The sequence below is a fragment of the Pandoraea bronchicola genome, from assembly GCF_902459805.1.
GTDB lineage: Bacteria > Pseudomonadota > Gammaproteobacteria > Burkholderiales > Burkholderiaceae > Pandoraea > Pandoraea bronchicola.
In genome coordinates, this window is record NZ_CABPST010000001.1 from 784,812 (window position 1) to 806,932 (window position 22,121).

The following is a 22,121-nucleotide window of genomic DNA, read 5'->3' on the forward strand; positions in this document are numbered from 1 at the left end:
GCGTGCGCGACGGTGGTAGCATCGGAACCCCACGTATGACGTCGGTGTCGCAGTGACATGGCACGGCCGCTGCGTGGTGGCTAACGTTTTACCGAGGAACCGCATGTCCAAACAAAAAACCGATCCCAAGCTGGAACAAGCCCTGACGCGCGGCGATCTCGCCATGCGCCAGATCAACTCTGCCCGTGCGACTGCGCTGCTGCGTGCGCTTGGCGAGATGATCGTGGCAGCGTCGGCGACGATCGGCGTCGAAGCGGTGGTAGACGTGCCTAACGGCGACAAAGTCTACGACCCGGAAGGCGGAGTGTGGCCGCAGGCACTCGTTCTGTCGTTCGACGGCCCCATCGACGAAGCTGACGAAGAAGAACTGCGCACCGTGCAGTTGATCGCCGACAAGCATCCGGAGACGTTCCAGGTGGTGTGGCACCGCGCCGACGGCAAGATGGGCCGCCACGAAGCGCGTCCGCTCGCGATGGTCGCTTTCCTGACCGACGTCGAAGTGCCGTGGCTCGACGACGACGCCTGATGCCTCATCGACACTGACGGCAAGCGGGACAGCAGACGCTGCCCCTCCCGGAAAGTGGGTAAGTGCAGACCGCCGCCCGAGGCTCACGCCTGGGCGGCGTTTTCGTCTGGTCGCCGGCCGGATGCTCCGTCACCTCATCGATCAGACCTTCGCCGGACCGCAATCAAGAGTCCTGCCGCGATACAGGCCGCGCCAAGCATTCCGGCATGACTTAGCCGGTCGCCAAAAAGTGCGAATCCAAAGCCTGTGGCAAATAGCGGATCGCTGGTCTCGATGATCTGCACTTTGCTCGCCTGCCCTGTCTCCACCGCTCGCGTTGTGAAGTAGAAGCCGCCAATCGTCGGTAGCAGGACAAGCGCGCATAGCGTCATCCATGCGAAACCGTCAGGTACCGCGAACCCTTCGTGCGCAAGCGGCACCAGCAGAAAGACACTTCCGAACCCGAATAGCCAGACGAGCTGAGGTAATCCCGAGCCGATCCCGAACCACTTGGAGAGGAAGATGAACAATGCATAGCCGCAGCCGCCGGCCAAAGCCAAGGCAATACCCGCCAAACTCCCGGTGACGCCATGCTCGAACAGACTCATCAGGCCCACGCCCATGACGATCGCGGCGAAGGCAACCACCTTCTGACGCGTGACTTTCTCCCTGAGAAACAGGCCGGACAACGCGATCGTGGCGCCACCCGCGGCATACGTCAGAAAGGAAACCAACGGGATTGACGCTTCGGCGAACGCCTTCGTCTCGAAGTAATAGAGGCCGAAGATCCCCAAAAACGAGAGACAGGCAAACTGGGGCCAGCGCCTGCCGAGGCTGACGGTTTGCGTCATGAGTTGCGCTCGACAGGCACAGAGTCCGCAGACTAACAAGAACGCGCCGAAGCACTTCCAGAAGGCGATCTGCGCGGGGGTCGCCCCTTGATCGAATCCGGTCCGCGTCAACACGCCGATTGTGCCGTTCAGGAGCGCGGCGATCAGCGCACAGCGCTCTGGCCCGTAGCTCATGCGATGGGAAAAACGCATATCCGATGTGGAGTGAATCTGGACTTGAGTCGCGCCGTCAGGGCGTTGGGGGCGTTCTCACGAAGTTGATAAAGGACACGCGTCTATTGCGGTCCGATGAAAAGATTCCGCCCCATCGGTCATCCCATTCGGCGAACGTGCCGTCTAAGCGACTCTGAAGCAGGGATTTGATGTATCGAACCGTCAATCGGCCGCATATCGCGCCCAAAACGAATCGTCGAAAGAAGCCGGGGCCTGGAGGGATCTCGTATACGCCTGCGTCTTTCAATTCCCGGAAATCCGGATCATGAACGGCGTCGCCCAATCGTGAGTGATGCGCGATCACATGGGATTGTCGATATGACGATAATCCAGACGTAATCGGAAACGATGGAGACAAATCCGCGGTAGTTATTTCGCTCGCACAATGCTTTGATACGGCGCTTCTGGTCCCCCGACAGCTCAAGATCCGCATACATGCGCACCATCATCCCCCCCATCAACATCCCGATGACGGAAGAGGGTGCCCCCATTTTCCGTCAACACCCATCACGCTCCGAGGGGGAAGCGCGCACCGAATTTGACCTCGCATTCTGCCAGCGAAAACAGGCCGGCAGAACGCGATCCGGTGCGAAAAATCAGATTTCAGAATTTACGGATGACTATCTCGCGCTGAATTCGCCGACACACGCGTGACGGCATCGCGGCCGCGCCGATCAGATCGACGCCAGCGCAAACGTGCTGCCCGTCGCGATCTTGTCGATGGCGCCGCCTTGCCTGAAGTGCAACGCGTCGAACTCGCCGAGCACCGTAGCGTTCTCGCCCTGCACGTGGAGTGCCGTCCCTTCGGGAATGGCGACGACGCTTTCGTCGGGATTGATCGCCAGATACTCGGCCAGACGCTCCTCGCGCGACTCCCCGTTGTGCCCCGCCGGCTTACCGCTGATGAAGTGCGGATTCACCTGAAACGGGATCAGGTTGAGCGCCTTGAGCGTCGGCGGCTCGACGATGGGCATGTCATTGGTCGTGCGGATGGTCGGGCAGACGACGTTCGCCCCGGCGCTCCACCCCACATACGGCATGCCCGCATTCACTCGTTCGCGCAGCAAGCCCACGATGCCTGCGTTGTACAGGCGATCGAGCAGAGCGAACGTGTTGCCGCCGCCCACCACTACGGCTTGCGCCTGCTCGACGGCCGCGCGGGCGTCCTTATGATGGTGAATCGATTCGAGCACATAGCCCAGCCGATCGAACGTCGGCTTCACGCGCGCTTCGTACTCGTCATAGCTGAACGTAATGCCGCCGGCGTAGGGCACGAACAAGACGCTTTTCACGCGATCCCTGAGCACCGCATGCACCTGATCGTCGGCGTGCGCCAGAAAGCCCAGGTTGCCCTTGCGGGAGCTGCTCATCATCAAGATCTGTTTCACGACTCATGCCTCCTGGGCAGATGTTTTCGGGGGGACGGCCCGCTTCCGGCGCACGGCGCGCGTTCGATGCAGACGATGAGTGTACCTGTCGCCTAGTCCGACGCCTTCCCCCTGTCCGTCGCCGGCATTGCCCTTTCGCATGGCAACGCGCTCATTTCTCATGAAGTGAAACGTCATACCGAATGCTGCAACCGCACGTGGGAAAACGAGTACCGGGCGAGTACCGGGCGCAAAGCCTCATGGTGCCGTCGTCATACGACAATCCTTATGCCACCTATAAGCTACGGGGGTGTCGCGACTCGAAATCCCGGGTTTCCGAGCGCCCGGAGAAGGATTACACTCAGACTCTTATATAAGACTGCCCCTTATCGTCTGCCCTGCTGAAGATCTTCCGGCGAGATACGTGCCGGTGTGAGCGTCAGGCGCCTGGACGAAATCGCGTCAACCTGGTTTTCAAACTCGAGTACAGCATCATGACTTCCACTTCCCAGCGTGGCGGCCTGAAGGTCGCAGACAATCTGATCGCGTTCATCGAAAAGGAAGCCCTGCCGGGCACCGGCGTCGATGTGGATGCGTTCTGGAAAGGCTTCGACGCCATCGTCCATGACCTCGCCCCGAAGAACCGCGCACTGCTCGCCGAGCGCGACCGCCTGCAAGGCGAACTGGACGGCTGGCATCGCGCCAACCCGGGCCCGATCGCCGACACCGCCGCCTACCGCGCCTTCCTCGAAAAGATCGGCTATCTGCTGCCCGCGCCCGCCGGGGTGACGGCCACCACGGCCAACGTCGACTATGAAATCGCCGAACAGGCCGGCCCGCAGCTCGTCGTGCCGCTCTCGAATGCACGCTACGCCCTGAATGCCGCGAACGCGCGCTGGGGCAGCCTGTATGACGCCCTCTATGGCACTGACGCCATCCCCGAGACGGGCGGCGCCGAGAAGGGCACCGGCTACAACCCGAAGCGCGGCGAACTTGTGATCGCCTTCGCGCGCGGCTTCCTCGATCAGGCCGCCCCGCTGGCTGACGGCTCGCACAAGGACGCTACCGGCTACAGCGTCGAGAACGGCAAGCTCGTAATCACGACCAAGGGCGGCAAGACCGCGCTGGCGACGCCGGCGCAGTTCATCGGCTATCAGGGCGACGCGGCTGCCCCGACGGCCGTGCTGCTCAAGCACAACGGCCTGCATTTCGAGATCCAGTTCGACGCCACTCACCCGATCGGCAAGACCGACGCCGCCCATATCAAGGACGTGCTCGTCGAAGCCGCCGTGACGACCATCATCGACTGCGAAGACTCGGTTGCCGCCGTGGACGCCGACGACAAGGTCGACCTGTACCGCAACTGGCTCGGCCTGATGCAGGGCACGCTGACCGAAGAGGTCGCGAAGGGCGGCAAGACCTTCACGCGCCGCCTGAATGCCGACCGCGAGTACACCGGCGCCGACGGCAAGCCCGTGAAGCTGCATGGCCGCTCGCTGCTGTTCATCCGCAACGTCGGCCATCTGATGACCAACCCGGCGATCACCGATCGCGAGGGCCGCGAGATTCCGGAAGGCATTCTCGACGGCGTCGTCACCGTGCTCGCTTCGCTGCACGACCGCAAACATCAACTGAACTCGCGCACCGGCTCGATCTACATCGTCAAGCCGAAGATGCACGGCCCGGCCGAAGTGGCCTTCGCCGACGAACTCTTCAGCCGTATCGAAGACCTGTACAGCCTGCCGCGCAACACCCTCAAGATGGGCATCATGGACGAGGAGCGCCGCACCAGCGTGAACCTCTCGGCCTGTATCGCCGCTGCGGCGTCGCGCGTCGCGTTCATCAACACGGGCTTCCTGGATCGCACGGGTGACGAAATGCACACCGCGATGGAAGCCGGTCCGATGATGCGCAAGGGCGACATGAAGTCGTCGGCATGGATCACGGCCTATGAAAAGAGCAACGTGCTCGTGGGTCTGGCCGCCGGCCTGCGTGGCCGCGCGCAGATCGGCAAGGGCATGTGGGCCATGCCGGATCTGATGCACGCCATGCTCGAGCAGAAGATCGCGCATCCGAAAGCCGGCGCGAACACCGCCTGGGTGCCGTCGCCGACCGCCGCCACGCTGCACGCCCTGCATTACCACATGGTCGATGTGCAGGCAGTCCAGCAAGCCCTCGAGAAGATCGACTACGCGAAGGAACGCGACGCGCTGCTCACGGGCCTGCTGACCGTGCCCGTCGTGGCCAAGGCCGAGTGGAGCGCTGACGAGATCCGCAAGGAAATCGAGAACAACGCGCAAGGCATTCTGGGCTACGTCGTTCGCTGGATCGATCAGGGTGTGGGCTGCTCGAAGGTGCCGGACATCAACGACGTCGGCCTGATGGAAGATCGCGCCACGCTGCGTATTTCGAGCCAGCATCTGGCGAACTGGCTGCGTCATGGCGTCATCACGCGCGAGCAGGTCGAAGAGACGCTGAAGCGCATGGCCGCCGTGGTCGACAAGCAGAATGCGGGCGACAAGCAGTATCGTCCGATGGCGCCGAACTTCGACGACTCGCTGGCGTTCAAGGCCGCAAGCGCGCTGGTGTTCGAAGGCCTGACGCAGCCCAACGGCTACACCGAGCCGCTGCTGCACAAGTACCGTCTCGAACTGAAGGCAAAGCAACGCGGGTAATCGCCTGAGGTGATCGCCCGCCGATAGGTCAGAACACACGAGACTTATCAGCAGACGCCCGACGGGGTAACCTGTCGGGCGTCTTTGTATTTTCAGGAGCCAGCCCCGCGCATGGATCCCGCCATCGCCCTGCAACGCGCCGAACGGCGTGCCCTGTCCTTCCTGCTGGTAGCGCTGGCGATCTTCATCGCCACGCTCTTCATGCCGGAGCACTTCGTCACCGGCTGGATTCGCGCAGCGGCCGAAGCCGCGATGGTCGGCGGACTGGCCGACTGGTTTGCGGTCGAAGCCCTGTTCCGGCGCATTCCGATCCCCGGTCTGGCGCGGCATACGAACATTCTGATCCGCAAGAAAGACGCCCTCGGTGACGGTCTCGCGCGCTTCGTGCGCGAGAAGTTTCTCGACACGCCTTCGGTCGTCCGCCTCATACAACAACAGAATCCGGCGGATGCCGTTTCGCACTGGCTCGGCTCGCACGAGAACACACGTCAACTGAGCGCGGTGCTGGTGAAAGTGGCCGGCGGTGTGCTCGACGTAATGGACGAGCGCAACGTGCAGGCCTTCATCCGCCGCGCGCTCGACACCATGATCGACCGGCTGGACCTGTCGCAATCGGCGGCCGCCATTCTCGACACGCTCACGCGCGACGGCCGCCACCAGGCGCTGCTCGACGAGACGCTCGACTATCTCGTCGAACTCCTTAATGAGCCGCAGACGCGCGAATTCATCTCGGCACGCATCGTCGAATGGCTCAAGACCGATCATCCGAAGAAGGAAAAAGTGTTGCCCTCCGAGTGGCTCGGCAACAAGGGGTCGGACATGATCGCGGCAGCCGTCACACGTCTGCTCGCGCAGATGGAGGCCGACGAATCGCATCAACTCCGTCAGGCGTTCGATCGTGCGGTGGCGGGACTGATCGAGCGACTCAAGCACGATGCCGAATTCCAGGCGAAGCTCGACACGTTCAAGACACAGCTCAAAGGCGACACCGCGCTCAATGCCTATGTCGGCGGCCTGTGGAACGAGTGGCGAAACTGGGTGAAGCGCGACCTCGCGCACGACGATTCGGTGATCGGCGCCAGGATCACTGACGCAGCAGCGTGGATTGGTCAGGAACTGGCGCGAAGCGAGTCGTTGCGAAAGGCGCTCGACGCGCAATTGCTGGATGCCGCCGAGCGCATGGCACCCGGCTTCGCCGACTTCGTGACGGCGCATATCCGCGCGACGGTGCATGGCTGGAACGCGGAGCATCTGTCCCAGCAGATCCGCCTGAGCGTGGGGCAGGATCTCCAGTACATCCGTATCAACGGCACCCTCGTCGGCGGGCTGATCGGCGCCGTGCTGTACCTGATCGCGCAAGCACCGGTATTGCTCGCACGACCCCACTGAGCCCCCCTTCCGGCAGCCCCGCAGACGCCGCCTCTCAGACCGGCGCCTGCCCGGCGCAACGCCGGCGACGCGCCGCAACGCCCATTCGACATTCCGCTTCCCGAGACGCCACGCGGCCTCCCCGCTAATATCGATTAAATTTATCGATATATAAAAAATCAAAATTATATTTATACAACCCTGTTCCCTATAGTTCGGTCCCAGCCGCGCCATCTCTCGCGAGCGCGCAGATGCTTCCCGAATACCTTAGAGAACGCCACATCTCATGAAGACCACGATTCTGGCCCGTCTGGGCCTCGCCGGCGCATGCGCCGCTATGAGCCTTGCCGCCACCACCGCGCATGCGCAAAGCAACGTCACCATTTACGGCCTGATTTCGGGCGGCGTGGGCTACGTGAGTAATCAGGGCGGCAACAAGACGTGGCAGGCGCTCTCGGGCACCAACCAGAATCCGCGCTGGGGCTTCCGTGGTTCGGAAGATCTCGGTAACGGCACCAAGGCCATCTTCACGCTCGAAGCCGGCTTCAGCATCGTGAACGGCACGGGTGCGCAGAACGGCCGCGCCTTTGGCCGTCAGTCGTTCGTCGGTCTGTCGGACAACACCTGGGGTACGGTCACGCTGGGTCGTCAGTACGACACCATCCACGATTACGTGGGCCCGATCATCATTTCGAGCAACGGCGTGAACATTGGCGACAACGACAACGGGTACAACGATATCCGTATGCAGAACTCGGTGAAGTGGGTGAGCCCGACGGTCGGCGGCTTCCACGGCACGGCGCAATACGGCTTCTCGAACTCGGCCACCGGCTTTCGCAACAACAACGCCTACAGCGTCGGCCTCGGCTACAAGTACGCCGATTTCGACTGGAATGCGGCCTACGCGCAGTACAACAATCCGTACAGCGGCACGAACAACGACGGCGCCATCGCCAACGACTACGCCAGCCCGCTGCTGATCTTCTCGAAGAGCGCCACGCGTGCGAACGTCTTCGCGAACCAGCAACGTATCTTCGCCACAGGCGGCTTCTATCGCTGGGGCCCGGCCCTCATCGGCGCGATGTTCTCGGACGTGCGCTACACCTACCTCGACGCTTCGCATCTGCATCTGCAGAACTACAACCTGACGCTCAACTACAACGTCACCCCGGCCCTCGTGCTCGGCGCGGCGTACGGTTTCACGTCGGGCAAGTACGATGTGATCAACACGCGTCCGCAATGGCATCAGGTGAACCTGCAGGCCGACTACTGGCTGTCGAAGCGCACGGACGTCGCGCTCACGCTCAACGCCCAGCAAGCCGCCGGCGATGCGCAATACGCACAGCTCTTCGGCTACGCAGCCTCGAGCACGAAGCGCCAGATGGCCGTGACGCTGGGCATGCGTCACACGTTCTGACACACGCAGATACGACCAGCGCGACCGAAACGCGCTGTCTCCCTCAATGCATAGCAAGTTCGACATCATGGCCGATCTGCACGAACTGAACTCACCGAGCGACGCGGACGCAACGCGTCAACGCAACCGTCGCAGCTTCCTGCGCACGTCGCTCGCCGCATCGCTGGCCACGCTGGGTGCGACCGGTGCCGGCAGCGCCTTCGCGGAACTCACGTCGACCGAAGGCGCCGCCCGTCTGGCGGTCGATGGCGTGTCGCGCCGCACTGTCATCATCGACTGCGATCCGGGGCAGGACGACGCCATCGCGATCCTCTTCGCGCTGGGCGCCCACGACCAGATCGACCTCAAGGCGCTCACCGCCGTGGGCGGCAACGTGCCGCTGAGTCTGACCGAGCGCAACGCCCGCATCGTGCGCGACTGGGCAGACAAAACCAAGACGCTGCCGGTCTACGCCGGGTGCCCGAAGCCGCTCATGCGCGAGTTGATCACCGCCGCGAACGTGCATGGCCGCACCGGTCTCGACGGTGTGACGCTGCACGAGCCGCGTGGCCCGCTCGCCCCGCAGCACGCCGTGACGTATCTGATCGACACCCTGCGCGCCGCCGCGCCGGGCAGCGTGACGCTCGTGGCGCTCGGCCCGCTGACCAACATCGCCACCGCACTGACCGCCGCACCGCAAGGCGCCAAGGCCCTGCGTGAAATCGTGTTGATGGGGGGGGCTTGGTTCGAGCGCGGCAACATCACGCCGTCGGCCGAATTCAACATCTATGTCGATCCGGAAGCCGCGAGCATCGTGCTCGGCGCCGGCGTGCCGGTAACCGTGTTGCCGCGCGACGTGTGCGTGAAGGCGCCGATCACACCGGCGCGCATCGCCCCGTTCCGCGCACTGAAGAATCGTTGCGGCCCGATCGTAGCGGACATTCTTGCGGCGGAAGTGGCCTATCAGAAGGGACGTCGCGGTGTGGAATCCGCGCCAATGTACGACCCGTGCACCATCGGCTATCTGGTCGACCCGACGATGTTCGGCGGCCGCCGTGTGAACGTTGCCGTGGAAACGACAGGCCAGCTCACGCTGGGCGAGACGGTCGTGGACTGGAACGGCCGCTCGAAGCGCGCCGTGAATGCCACCTGGATCACCGACGTCGACGCCGATCGTTTCTACGACACCTTGCTCGAGCGCATCGCGCGTTTGCCGTAAGCGGCAGAGAAAAAAACGTCTGCGCGCGAACAACGCGGTGGCCCGGAACGGCCGCCGCGTTTTTTGCGTGACGGCCGTGCGCGGGCGATTACATCGCGAGATGCTTCGCGATCCAGTCGCGACAGGCGCTGACCTGCGGGCCGCGTTCCTTGCCTTCGAGCGACATCAGCGCCACGGTGCGCGTCACACGCGGTGCCGTGACGTCGAGTGCAACGAGCACCGGGTCGTGCAGATGCAAGGTGTAGAGCCTGGGCAGGATCGCCAGGGCGAGTCCGCTGCGCACCAGCGCGTAAAGGGGCTCGGTGTACTCCATGCGGTACTTCGGTTCGAGCCGCAGATTCTGCGAGCCCCCCGTGCGCTGCAGGGAATCGCTGACGTTACCGCGTACGAATACCGCGAGGTCGCGCTCGGTGAGCTGCGCCCACGTGACGGAGGCCTCCGAGGCGAGCGAATCGTCACGACGCGCCACGAGCACGATCTCGTCGTCGAACAGGTCGTCGCAACGAAAGCCGTCGGCACCGGCCGCATGACCGGCCTCGTCGGCATCGTCGCGAACCCCGACGCCGAGGTCGATTTCGCCGCGCGCGAGGGCGGCAACGAGTTCGCTGTTCGGCAGATCGGACAGCGCGAAGCGCACGTTCGGATACGCCTCGCGCAGCGTGCCGAGCACCGGCAGCAGACGCGCCGCGACAGACGGGATGAAGCCGATGCGCACCGTCTGCGCTTGCAGCGCGAAGGTGCTCGACATGTCGTCGAACGTTCCGCGTGCGGCGTTGAGCAGACGTTCGGCCAGCGGCAGGATGGTGGTGCCCGCTTCGGTCAGCGTCAGACGATGCGCCGAGCGCTCGAACAGCCTGCCGCCGAGCAGAAATTCGATCTGACGGATCGCCGCCGTAAGGGCCGGTTGCGTGACCGAGAGCGCCTGCGCCGCCTGCGTGAAGCTGCGCGAATGCGCCAGCGCCACGAAGTACTGCACCTGACGCAGCGTGAGGGCCGGCAAGGGCGGGACCTGCGGCACGCCGGCATTCGGCGAACCCGATGCGGCAGCCTTCGATGCCTTTGGCTCGCCCGGACTGGCCACAGTGTTATCGGTACGTCGTGACGAAGTCGCCATGGCGCGCTCCTGTTGTGGTGTCCTGACGTGACGGCAGGACAGCGGTACCGCGAGACCGCAGGAAACGCCGGACACGCCGGGAATCCACGGCCTTCACGAAGAATAGATTCGAATTATTGAATCATAAGTAATTTCATTTTTTATTTATAGTCGCGCGCACGTAAAGTGCCACGCAAAGACCCACTATTCTTGGCTTATGCAGACTTCTACTCCTGAGCGCGACACGGCGCGCCCGACGGCTTGCGCGACGATTCCGGGCCACACTGGCACCGTCCCGGGCGGCTGGCTCGAGCGCCGCTTCGCCATCGCCAAGCGCGGCTCGAGCGTGCGCACCGAGGTGCTGGCCGGCATCACCACGTTCCTCGCCGCCGCCTATCTGCTCGTCGTGATCCCGTCGCTGCTCGCCACGGGCGGCATGGATCGCGGCGCGGCCACCACGGCCGTCATGTTGGTCTTCGTGCTGTTCTCGGTATTGATGGGCTTCTACGCGAACCTGCCGTTCGTTGTGGGCCCGGGCATCGGCGGGTCGGTCATCGTGGGCGTCACGCTGGCCGCCACCGAGCATGTGGCCTGGCAGACGGGCATCGCCATCGCTTTCCTGTCCGGCGTGCTGTTCCTGCTGCTGACCCTCGTTGGCGCCCGCAGCGTTGTGGCGCGACTGATTCCGACGGCCATCAAGCTCGGTCTGGGCGCTTCCATCGGCCTGTTCATCGCTGTGCTCGGAGTGCGCAATGCGGGGATGGTCGTGGCCAACGCCAAGACCAACGCGTTTGCGCTGGGCGACTTCAGCAAGCCGGGTACGATCGTCGCGCTGATCGGTCTGGGCACCGCCGTGCTGCTGCAAGGCCGCAAGGTGCCGGGCGCCATCCTCTGGTCGATTCTGGTGGCCGCGCTGGCCGGTGTGCCGCTCGGCGTGACCAAGGTGCCCGAGTCGTTCGTCTCGCTGCCGCACAGCATTGCGCCGGTGGCCTTCCAGCTCGATCTGCACAGCGCACTCACGATTGCGGCGCTGCCGTATCTGTTTGCGTTCTTCGCCGCCGAGTTCTTCTCGACGCTGGGCACCACGCTGGCCGTTGGCGGCAAGGCCGGCCTGCTCGACGAGCACGGCAACATGGAGAACATCAACCGCCCGTTCCTCGTCGATTCGATTGCCGCAACCGGTGGTGCGCTGCTGGGTATTCCGGCGCTGACGGCGCTGGTCGAGTCGGCTGCGGGGGTCGAAGCCGGGGGCCGCACCGGCCTCACGTCGATTGCCGCCGCTCTGATGTTCGCGCTGGTGTGCTTCTTCGTGCCGGTGGCACTGGCGATTCCCAAGGAGGCCACCGCGCCTGCGCTGATCCTCATCGGACTGTCGATGTTCAGCACGATCCGTCATGTGCCGTTCGACGACTTCAGCGACGCGTTCCCCGTGTTGGCAATGGTGCTGCTCACGCTGCTCTCGAATAGCTTCGGCACCGGTATTGCGGGCGGTCTGCTGTGCTACGTGCTGGTCAAGGCACTGATGGGCCGCTTCAAGGAGCTGCCGTGGGGGCTGTACGTACTGGCACTTCCGCTGGCGTATTACTTCTGGACGGTGGTCGGGCGCCATTGACCGGCGCATCGTCCGCCCGGCAGATCCCCATCTGCCGGTGAATTCAAGATAAGACTAGACGTTATGACCGAGACACCGGGCTTTGTTCCCGCCGCACGCACCGGCGTGCAGATTCAGGAGGCGCATCGCACGTTCTTTCATGCGATGCCGAAAGTTGAATTGCATTGCCACTTGCTGGGCGCGGTGCGTCACGAGACGTTCGTTGCGCTCGCGCAGAAGTCGAACGCACCGCTTGCCCGCGTCGAGATCGACGCCTTTTACACGCGCGGCGAAAAGCCCGTCGGCGTCTTGCGTGTGCTGCGCGCGCTCGACGAACATCTGCTGACCGCGCCGGACGATCTGCATCGCATTGCCTACGAATATCTGGCCGACGCCGCGGCTCACAACGTGCGCTATAGCGAGTTCTTCTGGAACCCGACGGGCACCGTGCGCACGTCCGGCATTCCTTACGCGAGCGCGCAGGATGCCATCGTCGCCGCCATTCGCGATGCCGAGCGCGACCACGGCATCGTCGGCCGTCTCGTGCCAAGCATCGACCGTGAAGTCGATCCGCGCGAAGCCGTCGAAATGGTGGAGTGGATGCGCGAGCATCGTGCCGATGAAGTGATCGGCATCGGCATCGACTACCGGGAAAACGACCGGCCGCCCGAGTTGTTCTGGAAGGCATATCGCAACGCGCGTCTGGCGGGATTCAAGACGACGGCGCACGCGGGCGAATTCGGTATGCCGTGGACGAACGTCGAGACGGCCGTCGAATTGCTCAAGTGCGACCGTATCGATCACGGCTACACCATCGTCGATGCACCGGACTTCGCGCACGAGTGTGCGCAGCGCGGCATCGTCTTCACGGTGGTGCCAACCAACTCGTATTACCTGCGCACGCTCACACCGGACCGATGGGCGGAGGATCACCCGATTCGCCGCATGCCCGGTCTCGGCCTGAAGATTCACCCGAACACCGACGATCCGACGCTGCACAAGGTCAATCCGGCGCAGGCGTGGGAGCTGATGTACAGCCACCTCGGCTTCTCGCTCGACGACTTGTGCACCTTCATGCACAACGGTCTCGATGGTGCATGGATCGACGACAGTACACGTCGCGCATGGCGCCGCAGCTTCGCGGTGGCATTCGATGCCGCGCGCAACGCGCTAACCCGGACGCTGGCGGTGTGACGCTGCCGCAACCCCGCTTTTCCTTGGTCTCACCCGACCTTCAGCCGCCTTCGGGCGGCTTTTTTTCCGATGGCTACCCGGCAATGGCGCCGCTCACGCGCCCATAAAAAAAGCCGGCCTGGGCAGGCCGGCAGCGTCGCATCGCTTGGGGTCGATGCGTCAGCGCAACTTACGAGCGGTTGTCCTGATCGAGCAGGTTACGGTCGGTGAGTTGGGCACGCACATCGGCGCGCGTCAGCGAATCGGCCGGCGCAGCCTTTTGCGCTTGCGTGGCCGCGACGAGCGGCGTGCCGGTTTCGACCTGATTCAGTTGACCGCGGGCGCTGGCCTGCGTCAGTTCGCTGCGCACTTCGGCGCGAGTGAGCTGGCTTTGGGCGGCCACTTGCAAGTCGGAAACATTATTGTCGTAACGAGCGTCAGCGAAAGCGGAAGCCGAGACGAACGAGGCGGCGGCGACAACGGCGGCAAGCATACGGGTGTTCATGGTGAGACTCCTGTCATTAGTTGATAACGGCTTCATCAGCTAGCGTTCGGGGCATCGGCAGCAAAGATGTCACGAGGCACTTCGTTTTGCTGCGTTGCGGTGTCCGTCGCGTTGGCATGGATGAATCTTAGGGAAAACCCGTGGTTTTTTCGCAACTGAGCGTCCACAAAACGCAACCGATCGTCCGATTCGAAAAATCTATTAAGAATCAATCGTTTATTGCCGATAAATCAGGTGAATGGCACAGGAATGACGCCCACCGGGCAGCGATTCGACAGGAAATGCCGCTGCGCGCAATAGCGTGTTGGGTCGGATGGGGTTTATTGCAAAGTGCGTCAGCAGTAGAGTGACAACATGATGACATCAGCCGGCATCGTGATTCGAAAGGTGCGCCGCACCGCGAACGACGCCGGTTCGTATAGGAGCAATGCCATGGCTGCCCTCGGTTCTTTCCTTCTGCTGGCGAGCGCTTCGCTACTCACGGCTTCGTATCTGCGCAGCCGCGCCGCCCGTACGCGCCGTCAGCAGGCCCGTGTGACGCGTCGCTGATACGGTCACACCGGTCAACGGATTCGTTCGGAATGTCACCGGTTCGTTCGGGACTGGTTGGATTTTTCGACGAATCGGCGTTTTGGCGCTCTATTATTTCGTTTTCAGCAATGCGCCCTTCCTCGGGATCGCGTTTTTCTCCTTTGCGCACGAGCGTAGATTGGCGGGCATGACGACGCCCACGGTGGACGTCTCGCCTGACAGGAGAAATGAAAATGAAACAGGTTCTGATTGCTTCGGCCTTCGTTGCCGCATGCCTCACCGCAGGTGCCGCTAGCGCCGCCGGGAATTCGCAGCCGGCCGCCGCGCCGCAGCAACCCCAGCAACAAGCGCAGGTTCAGGTGCAGTCGCAAGCCCAGCCGGGCCCGGTGGCCGCCGCAGCGCAAACGTCGACGGTCGCTCCGGTGTATGAAGTTCCGGGCCGTGTGAATCGCGCCGGATCCATCTACTTCGGTCAATAAGACTTCGCAAAAAAAGCGGCAAGCCGGGGAGCGATCCACCGGCCTGCCACGCTCCCGGCTTGCGGGACATCCCATCCGACTTCTCACTTCCTTCCGGCGATACCCGCCTTCCCCTGGCGTCGCCCTCAGCAGGTCCGCCTCATCGCCGACGCGCAGGCTGCGAACAGGCATCCCCCTCAGCACATAGACCGCGATCCACTACGGCCGACGACCGCCATATTCGAGCAGCATTGCCGCGACGAACGGGGCGCTGCGACGCGCCGGTCTGCGCCAGGCGTCTGTCTCCTGGCTGTCTCGGTGCCGCGCGTTCGTCACGCGGCTGTTTTTGTGATGGGCGCTGCGGAGACTGCGGGTAAGACTTGAAAACGCGCCTGTGCGCAAACGCACGCACGCGATCACAGCGGCGGCCCGTTGATCAGGCCACTGCGCCAATGAAGTTGCGCCCGCGCGGACCATCGAGCGCGGCGGCGATCATGGCACTCGATTCGGACTCGGTCACGCCGTACGCCGAAAACTCGGTGGCGACGCCCAGGCCATTCAGGAACGCCGTGAGCATGTCCGGCGCACTGGCGATATCGCCGTCGAACACCCGCGCCAGCACTGCGTCGCGCTCGGCTTGGCGGCCGATGGCCAGCCGCATCACCGCCGGCAACGTGAACGAGCACGCAATGCCGTGCGGCAAGCCGTGGCGAATCGTCATGTCATACGAAATCGAATGCGCCAGCGCGGTCTTCGTGTTCGAGAACGCCATGCCCGCTTGCAGCGCAGCGAGCGCCGCCTGACTGCGCAGCGCCTCGTCGTCGAGCGACGTCATGAGCTGCGGCAGCACGCGCATCATGTCGCGCGCGGCGCTTACCGCGAAGGTGTCGGAGATCGGATTGGCGTTGATGTTCCAGATCGCCTCCAGCGCATGCGAAAGGGCGTCCAGACCGCTCTGCAACGTGACGGCGCGCGGCAGCGAACGCGTCAGACGCGGATCGACGATGGCCGCCTCCGGCCACGTCTCTGGCAGATGCAGCGAGTACTTCTTGCGCTTGACATGGCGGTCCCACAGCGTCGCCCACGGCGTGACTTCGCTGCCGGTGCCAGCGGTCGTGGGCACCGTGATGAGGCGCTTGGCACGCGCGGGCCGGAAGGTCACGCCCGCATCGAGCGCGTCGACAAGCGCTGCGAAGCGGTCGTCGGCACCCGCGACCATCAGCAGCTTGGCGGTGTCGAGCGCGCTGCCGCCCCCCAACGCCACGATCACTTCGCACTGACCGTACCGCCGCCAGAAGTCCCCGTACATCGGGGCGAGTTCGCGAACATCCGGATTCGGACTGACCTGATCGACCACCCCGGCGAGACGTTGCCCGAGAAGGGCTTCGATCTGTCCCGTCATGCCGAGCGCGCGCGCTTCGGGCATGGTGACAAGCACCGCGCGGCGGTTACCGACCAGCTCGGGCAAGCGGGCGAGGGCGCCCGCGCCGAAGTGAACGTCGACCGGATTATGAAAACGTGAACGTGCTGTCATGGTAAGGACGATGCCGCCGCGCCCGCAGGCGATGCGATCCATTGATGAAGATTGAGCAGGATTATGGTGAGCACCGTCCTATACTTCCAATTCACATTTTTTCGTTAATGTATTGATAAAACCTATATCTCGTCCCGGGAGCGTCATCGATGCGGATTACCCAATTGCGTTCGTTCCATGCGGTGGCGCGACACGGCAGCGTGACGCGCGCCGCGCAGGCGTTGCATGTGAGTCAGCCCACGATGACGACGCAAATCCGGGCGCTGGAGGAGACCTACGGCGTCGAGCTGTTCTACCGGCACGGCCGCGGATTAACGCTCACGCCGACCGGCAAAGCGCTGTACGCCGTGAGCCTGCGCATCTTCTCCGACGAGGCCGAGGCCATCGGTCTGCTCAAGGAGCATGGCGGGCTGCGCACAGGCGAGTTGCGTCTGGGTGCCGTCGGGCCGCATCACGCGATGGAGATCGTGGCGGCATTTCAACCGCGCTACCCCGGCATGCGCATTTCGATGCGGCCGGGCAATTCGGAAGAGATGATCGACAGCCTGCTGGCATATCGCACCGACGTGGCGGTGCTGGCGCGCTATTACGACGACGCGCGGCTGCATGTCGTGCCGTATCGCACGCATCCGGTCGTGCTGCTGGTGCCGCGCGCGCATCCGTTCGCGCAACGCCGCAGCGTGAAACTCGCGGCGCTGGCCGACGCGCCGATGCTCATGCGCGAGCCGGGATCGACCACGCGTCACGCGCTCGAAGTCGCATTGCGGGAAGCCGGGGTGACACCGAACGTCGCGATGGAGATCGGCAGCCGCGAAGCGATTCGCGAGGCAGTCATTCTGGGGCTGGGGATTGCGGCGGTGTCGGCGCGTGAGCACACGCCCGACGAGCGGCTCGCGACGGTATCGATCAGCGACGCCCGCGTGGAGACCACAACCGTTGTCGTGTGTCTGGCGGAACGGCGCGAGTCGCGCGCGATCGCGGCGTTTCTGGAGGTCGTCGCGGGTTTGGTGTGATGCCCCGCAGTACGCGACGCATGGCGAGGGCAGCACCGTCCGGGCCGCCCTCGAGGTGCATCGCTTTACAGGTACTGGCTCGACGCCAGCACGACGGCCGACGCCACGAGACAGTAGATGCCGAACAGATACCAGCGGCCATGTTCGAGCCAGCGCGACAGCCAGCGCAGCGCCACCAGACCGGCGAGGAAACTGAACACCATGCCGACGAGACTCGGCGTGAGCACCGTCATGAAGTGGCCCGAGAACGTTTGCGCGCCCCCTGACTTGTACAGACGGTAAGCCTCCTTCACGATCACCGGCGGCGTAAGCACTACGGCCAGCGCGAAGCTGAACTCTTCGACGCGAACCTTATCGAGGCCGCGCAGCATTCCCGTCGAGATGGTCGAGCCCGAGCGCGAAAAGCCGCGGAAGGGCAGGCAAATGCCTTGCACGGCGCCGATCCATGCGGAGTCGGCGCCACGCATCGGACGGTCGCCCATCGGCGCACGCCGGGCGCCCGAGATCAGGATCAGAATGCCGGCCATCGCCAGGCCCGCCGAGATGATGTACAGATTGCCGAACAGATGCTCGATCTCGGAATGCTGGGTGCCGCGCATCAACACCTTCTCGATGAAGAACATCAGCGCCAGCCCGATCACGCCGGTGAAAGCCGTCGCAATGATCACCTGCTTGGCGTTGTGAACGAAGTCGTATTTCGACGAGAAATAGCGCTCTCGCCACGACTTCCAGAAATAGACGATGACGGCGAGCATTGTGCCGGTGTGCAGCATGACCAGCAACAACGTCATCTCGGGTGCCGACGGATCGAGCCCCATGAGCTTCTCGGCCATGATGACGTGTGCCGAGCTCGACACGGGAAGCAATTCCGCCACGCCCTGCACAATTGCGAGCACGAGTACCTGCAGATAATCCATGCGTAATCCTTGAGAAATGGGCAAGGACAGTACGCCGTGTTCGTGACAATTTTGTGACAGTCACATGACGCCGGCGCCGGTTGCCTGCCCTCAACCGGCTGCCGCGCATGATACTCCGACAGAGTTGGCAGGAAATGAGATGTTGAATCCGCCGGGTAATCAGCGCGCCAGACGGCCCAGCGCCTGATCGAGATCCGCAAGCAGATCGTCGATGTGCTCGATGCCGATCGACAGACGCACCGTCTCTTCGCTTACGCCCGCCTTGCGCAGTTCTTCCGGCGAGAGCTGACGGTGCGTGGTTGACGCCGGGTGCGTGGCAAGCGACTTTGCGTCACCGATGTTGACCAGACGCGTGAAGAGTTGCAGCGCGTCCTGAAATGCCGCACCGGCCGCGCGGCCGCCCTTCACACCGAAGGTCAGAATGCCCGGGCCGCGCCCCGACAGATAGCGCTCCACGAGAGCGTGATCCGGGTGCTCCGGCAGCCCCGCGTAATTCACCCACTCCACCTTCGGATGCGTCTTGAGAAACTGCGCGACCTTCAGCGCGTTCTCGGTGATGCGGTCGAGTCGCAGGGCCAGCGTTTCGATACCTTGCAGAATCTGGAACGCGTTAAACGGCGAGATGGCCGCGCCGGTATTGCGCAGCGGCACCACGCGGGCGCGTCCGATGTAAGCCGCGGGACCGAACGCTTCCGTGTACACCACGCCGTGGTAGCTCACGTCGGGCTCGTTCAGGCGCTTGAAGCGCACCTTGTGATCGGCCCACGGAAATTTGCCGGAGTCGACGATGGCGCCGCCCAGGCTCGTGCCGTGGCCCCCGAGGTACTTTGTCAGCGAATGCACGACGATGTCCGCCCCATGCTCGAACGGGCGCAGCAAATAGGGCGACGGCACCGTATTGTCGATGATGAGCGGAATGCCATGACGGTGCGCAATCTCTGCCAGCTTCGCGATATCGGTGATGTTGCCCAGCGGATTGCCGACCGACTCCGCGAAGATGGCTTTGGTGTTCGCGTCGATGAGCGGTTCGAACGACTCGGGTTCGCGCGGATCGGCGAAGCGCGTGGTGATGCCCGAGAGTGGCAGCGTGTGCGCCAGCAGGTTGTAGGTGCCACCGTAAAGCGTGCTGGCGGCGACGATGTTGTCACCGGCCTCGGCGATCGTCTGAATGGCGTAAGTGACAGCCGCCTGGCCGGACGCGAGCGCCAGCGCCGCCACACCGCCCTCGAGCGCCGCGACGCGCTGCTCGAGCACGTCCTGCGTGGGGTTCATGATGCGCGTGTAGATGTTGCCCGGCACCTTGAGGTCGAACAGATCGGCCCCGTGCTGCGTGTCGTCGAAGGCGTAGGCGACCGTCTGGTAGATCGGCACCGCCACGGCGCGCGTTGTCGGATCGGGCCGGTAGCCGCCGTGAACGGCCAGCGTCTCGAGACGCCATTGCGGGGCTTGCGATGCTGCGTCGGTCTTGTCGGTCATGTCGAATGTCTCCGGATAAGCAAGGCGTTCCTTGGCGGAACGATTTTATTAGGTCTCCAATGGCATTCTAAACGGAGGCATGATCCTGGCTTATCTCGGTTTGGCAGATGCTTAGCGGCGCACGGCCCGAAACCTTTCGTAATATGGCGCGCGACGGCCGCGCTATCTGACGCATCACCCGCTGGCTATACTCGTTCGCACACGCCAGCGCAGGGCCTTCCGGGAGACGCATTGCCATGTCAGTCCGCTTCATGAGTCTTACAGGCCGTACCCATCGCATGCGCCGCGTCGCCTTCCGATTGGCGCGATGCGTCTTTTCACGGCTCGCCGTCGCGCTCGCCTGTATCTCATCAGGATGGTCTGGCACTGCGTTCGCACAGGAAAAGGTGAGCATCCCCTCATGGGACGCAGACAGCAGCGGCGCGCCCGTCATGATCGACGCTTACTTGTTTCGTGCGGCCAACGCCAGCGGCCCCACGCCTGCCGTTGTCTTCATGCATGGCTGCAACGGGATGTTCACGCGCAAGGGCAAGATCGACAGCCGGGAACTCGACTGGGCGCAGCGGCTGAATGCGCAGGGCTACGCGGTGCTGGCGGTGGATAGCTTCACTTCGCGCGCACAGCCCAGCGAGTGCGCCAAAGGCGGACCGGTGCGGCCTTCGGTAGAGCGCCCGCGTGACGCCTACGGGGCGTTACGCTATCTACAGCGTTTGCCGGGCATCCGGCCGGATCGCATCGCGCTGATGGGCTGGTCACACGGCGGCGGCACGGTCCTGTTCTCCATCGGCCCCAAGAGTCCCGGGCGGGTACCGGGCACCCGCCCGGGGCCGGATTTCGTAGCCGCCATCGCGTTCTATCCCGGCTGGTGCAACGCGGCCGCGCAGGGTGCCGGCTGGTCGACGCGTATCCCGCTGCTGCTCCTCACCGGTGCCGACGATGTCTGGACAAAGGCAGCCCCCTGCGACGCCTTCGTGCGCGACGTGACCGCTCAAGGCGCACCGGTCACGTTCCATATCTACCCGGGGGCCGTTCACGACTTCGACTACCCCAACCTGCCTGTGCGAAATCGCCCGGAATTCACCAACCCGCGCACCCACGTCGTGCCGATCACCGGCACCCAGCCGGAAGCACGAGACGACGCCATCGCGCGCGTCACGGCATTTCTTGCGAACGCTTTCGGAACGTGAATTCCCGGCGAATTCGCCAACCTATTCGCTGTCGCCGGTGGAAGTGCCCGTCTGGCGGTCGTTTCCATCCGGCACGATGAAACTTGCCCACTGGAAATCCACAGCTTAATCACAGAAAAACCGAAGATTTCCACAAGAAATCCACTGGATTTTCCCCAGGGTATGCAGAACATATCCACCACATATCCACGGGATACTCACCGGTTATCCCCATGGAAAGGGGGACTTTTCCCCCGGCTTTCCACTGGCCATCCCCTTGCTATCCACAGGGTTGCCCACAGGGATATCACAGCTTGCTCACAAGGTTATCGACAGGCTTGTCCACAGTCCGTGATGCATGCAAAGTCGGCGCACAAAACGAAATCGGCCGCCAGAAATGCGGCCGATTTGTCATCGGAGACTGCTACCCGGAGTCGCAATGCGCAGTACCGGCGCCGGCTCACGGGCAATAAAGCAAGTGCAGCGATTGGCAGGTGGGATTAGCTGCCGAAGTACGTATTGCCGGCTTGAGCGATCTTGCTGACCGAATTCGAGGTCGCGACCGCAGTTGCACCGCCAACCTTGGCGACCGACGCCGGATAGACCGAATCGTGTTATTGCAGCAGACCGGCTTGCTCGGCTTGCACCAGGGCTTCACGAACCTGTGCGTGGGTCACCACGCTCGTTTGCGGAACCCACGAAAATTCCGACGGACCATCGAAAGCGTCGCTGGCAAAGGCCGAACCGGCGGACACTGCCAACATGGCGGAAACGAGGGCAGAGGTAATAAGTGTGCGCTTCATGATGTTTTCTCCTGTCTGTTTGAAACGCGGCGATGTTCAATTCATCGTCGACAGTTGCAGTTTATTGCCATCGACAAATGCAATAAAGTCGACATTTGTCTATTTTTAATTTCAATTAATGAAATAATCAGGGCGCGACGGGGCGTTGCGTGTACGCCAACGTTTCTGGCTGAGGCTCTGGATGTTCTCGGCAGAACCGCGAGAGAGAAGAGAAGAGAGCGAAAAATATACTAATCCGTATACGATAATTCGCGCACCCCAATGAAA

General features: G+C 63.2%; 20 protein-coding genes. 12 read left to right on the plus strand and 8 right to left on the minus strand.

What is annotated here, in order from left to right:
- The first annotated feature begins 103 nt into the window (after positions 1-103).
- Positions 104-526 (plus strand): hypothetical protein, encoded by a 423-nt coding sequence (locus tag PBR20603_RS03545; RefSeq protein ID WP_150558124.1) that lies wholly within the window; start codon positions 104-106, stop codon positions 524-526.
- A gap of 134 nt (positions 527-660) precedes the next feature.
- Here the strand turns inward: PBR20603_RS03545 and PBR20603_RS03550 are convergent, their stop codons facing one another.
- Positions 661-1,548: a DMT family transporter gene (locus PBR20603_RS03550; RefSeq protein WP_150558125.1), complete on the minus strand. Its 888-nt coding sequence runs from the start codon at positions 1,546-1,548 to the stop codon at positions 661-663.
- A 456-nt stretch (positions 1,549-2,004) separates the two neighbouring features.
- On the opposite strand from PBR20603_RS03550, the gene PBR20603_RS03555 reads away from it, so the two are divergent.
- Positions 2,005-2,223: a hypothetical protein gene (locus PBR20603_RS03555; protein WP_150558126.1), complete on the plus strand. Its 219-nt coding sequence runs from the start codon at positions 2,005-2,007 to the stop codon at positions 2,221-2,223.
- 20 nt (positions 2,224-2,243) lie between these two features.
- Here the strand turns inward: PBR20603_RS03555 and pepE are convergent, their stop codons facing one another.
- Complete coding sequence (gene pepE, locus PBR20603_RS03560; RefSeq protein ID WP_150558127.1) at positions 2,244-2,957, minus strand: dipeptidase PepE; 714 nt, start codon at positions 2,955-2,957, stop codon at positions 2,244-2,246.
- Positions 2,958-3,430: 473 nt separating this feature from the next.
- On the opposite strand from pepE, the gene PBR20603_RS03565 reads away from it, so the two are divergent.
- The 4 genes from PBR20603_RS03565 (at position 3,431) to PBR20603_RS03580 (ending at position 9,594) form a co-directional block, all read left to right on the plus strand.
- Complete coding sequence (locus PBR20603_RS03565; protein WP_150558128.1) at positions 3,431-5,611, plus strand: malate synthase G; 2,181 nt, start codon at positions 3,431-3,433, stop codon at positions 5,609-5,611.
- Between the two features lie 111 nt (positions 5,612-5,722).
- Positions 5,723-7,000, plus strand: a complete 1,278-nt coding sequence (locus PBR20603_RS03570) for a DUF445 domain-containing protein (protein ID WP_150558129.1) — start codon at positions 5,723-5,725, stop codon at positions 6,998-7,000.
- Between the two features lie 265 nt (positions 7,001-7,265).
- Complete coding sequence (locus PBR20603_RS03575) at positions 7,266-8,396, plus strand: porin (RefSeq protein WP_150558130.1); 1,131 nt, start codon at positions 7,266-7,268, stop codon at positions 8,394-8,396.
- A gap of 67 nt (positions 8,397-8,463) precedes the next feature.
- On the plus strand, positions 8,464-9,594 hold the full coding sequence (locus PBR20603_RS03580; protein WP_150558325.1) for a nucleoside hydrolase: 1,131 nt from the start codon (positions 8,464-8,466) through the stop codon (positions 9,592-9,594).
- 88 nt (positions 9,595-9,682) lie between these two features.
- Here the strand turns inward: PBR20603_RS03580 and PBR20603_RS03585 are convergent, their stop codons facing one another.
- The gene (locus tag PBR20603_RS03585; RefSeq protein ID WP_150558131.1) at positions 9,683-10,708 is read right to left on the minus strand and encodes a LysR family transcriptional regulator; all 1,026 of its coding nucleotides are present in this window, start codon (positions 10,706-10,708) and stop codon (positions 9,683-9,685) included.
- A 196-nt stretch (positions 10,709-10,904) separates the two neighbouring features.
- On the opposite strand from PBR20603_RS03585, the gene PBR20603_RS03590 reads away from it, so the two are divergent.
- Positions 10,905-12,299 (plus strand): NCS2 family permease, encoded by a 1,395-nt coding sequence (locus PBR20603_RS03590; protein WP_150558132.1) that lies wholly within the window; start codon positions 10,905-10,907, stop codon positions 12,297-12,299.
- A 63-nt stretch (positions 12,300-12,362) separates the two neighbouring features.
- Complete coding sequence (locus PBR20603_RS03595) at positions 12,363-13,472, plus strand: adenosine deaminase family protein (RefSeq protein WP_150558133.1); 1,110 nt, start codon at positions 12,363-12,365, stop codon at positions 13,470-13,472.
- Positions 13,473-13,641: 169 nt separating this feature from the next.
- Here the strand turns inward: PBR20603_RS03595 and PBR20603_RS03600 are convergent, their stop codons facing one another.
- Positions 13,642-13,956, minus strand: coding sequence for a DUF4148 domain-containing protein (locus PBR20603_RS03600; protein WP_174977760.1), 315 nt, complete (start codon positions 13,954-13,956; stop codon positions 13,642-13,644).
- Between the two features lie 354 nt (positions 13,957-14,310).
- Here PBR20603_RS03600 and PBR20603_RS03605 point away from each other — a divergent pair, with 354 nt between their 5' ends.
- Together PBR20603_RS03605 and PBR20603_RS03610 are read left to right on the plus strand one after the other, a co-directional pair.
- The gene (locus PBR20603_RS03605; protein WP_150558135.1) at positions 14,311-14,505 is read left to right on the plus strand and encodes a hypothetical protein; all 195 of its coding nucleotides are present in this window, start codon (positions 14,311-14,313) and stop codon (positions 14,503-14,505) included.
- A 215-nt stretch (positions 14,506-14,720) separates the two neighbouring features.
- Complete coding sequence (locus PBR20603_RS03610) at positions 14,721-14,966, plus strand: hypothetical protein (RefSeq protein WP_150558136.1); 246 nt, start codon at positions 14,721-14,723, stop codon at positions 14,964-14,966.
- 415 nt (positions 14,967-15,381) lie between these two features.
- Here the strand turns inward: PBR20603_RS03610 and psrA are convergent, their stop codons facing one another.
- A complete protein-coding gene (gene psrA / locus PBR20603_RS03615; RefSeq protein WP_150558137.1) occupies positions 15,382-16,479 on the minus strand; it encodes an iron-containing alcohol dehydrogenase PsrA in 1,098 nt (365 codons plus the stop codon).
- 149 nt (positions 16,480-16,628) lie between these two features.
- On the opposite strand from psrA, the gene PBR20603_RS03620 reads away from it, so the two are divergent.
- Positions 16,629-17,492 (plus strand): LysR substrate-binding domain-containing protein, encoded by an 864-nt coding sequence (locus PBR20603_RS03620; protein ID WP_150558138.1) that lies wholly within the window; start codon positions 16,629-16,631, stop codon positions 17,490-17,492.
- Between the two features lie 65 nt (positions 17,493-17,557).
- On the opposite strand, the gene PBR20603_RS03625 is transcribed toward PBR20603_RS03620, so the two are convergent.
- On the minus strand, positions 17,558-18,409 hold the full coding sequence (locus PBR20603_RS03625; protein WP_150558139.1) for an undecaprenyl-diphosphate phosphatase: 852 nt from the start codon (positions 18,407-18,409) through the stop codon (positions 17,558-17,560).
- Between the two features lie 159 nt (positions 18,410-18,568).
- Complete coding sequence (locus PBR20603_RS03630) at positions 18,569-19,885, minus strand: O-acetylhomoserine aminocarboxypropyltransferase/cysteine synthase family protein (RefSeq protein ID WP_150558140.1); 1,317 nt, start codon at positions 19,883-19,885, stop codon at positions 18,569-18,571.
- Positions 19,886-20,121: 236 nt separating this feature from the next.
- On the opposite strand from PBR20603_RS03630, the gene PBR20603_RS03635 reads away from it, so the two are divergent.
- A complete protein-coding gene (locus PBR20603_RS03635; protein ID WP_150558141.1) occupies positions 20,122-21,072 on the plus strand; it encodes a dienelactone hydrolase family protein in 951 nt (316 codons plus the stop codon).
- Between the two features lie 593 nt (positions 21,073-21,665).
- Here the strand turns inward: PBR20603_RS03635 and PBR20603_RS03640 are convergent.
- Positions 21,666-21,854, minus strand: a complete 189-nt coding sequence (locus PBR20603_RS03640) for a DUF4148 domain-containing protein (protein WP_150558142.1) — start codon at positions 21,852-21,854, stop codon at positions 21,666-21,668.
- Between the last annotated feature and the right edge of the window lie 267 nt (positions 21,855-22,121).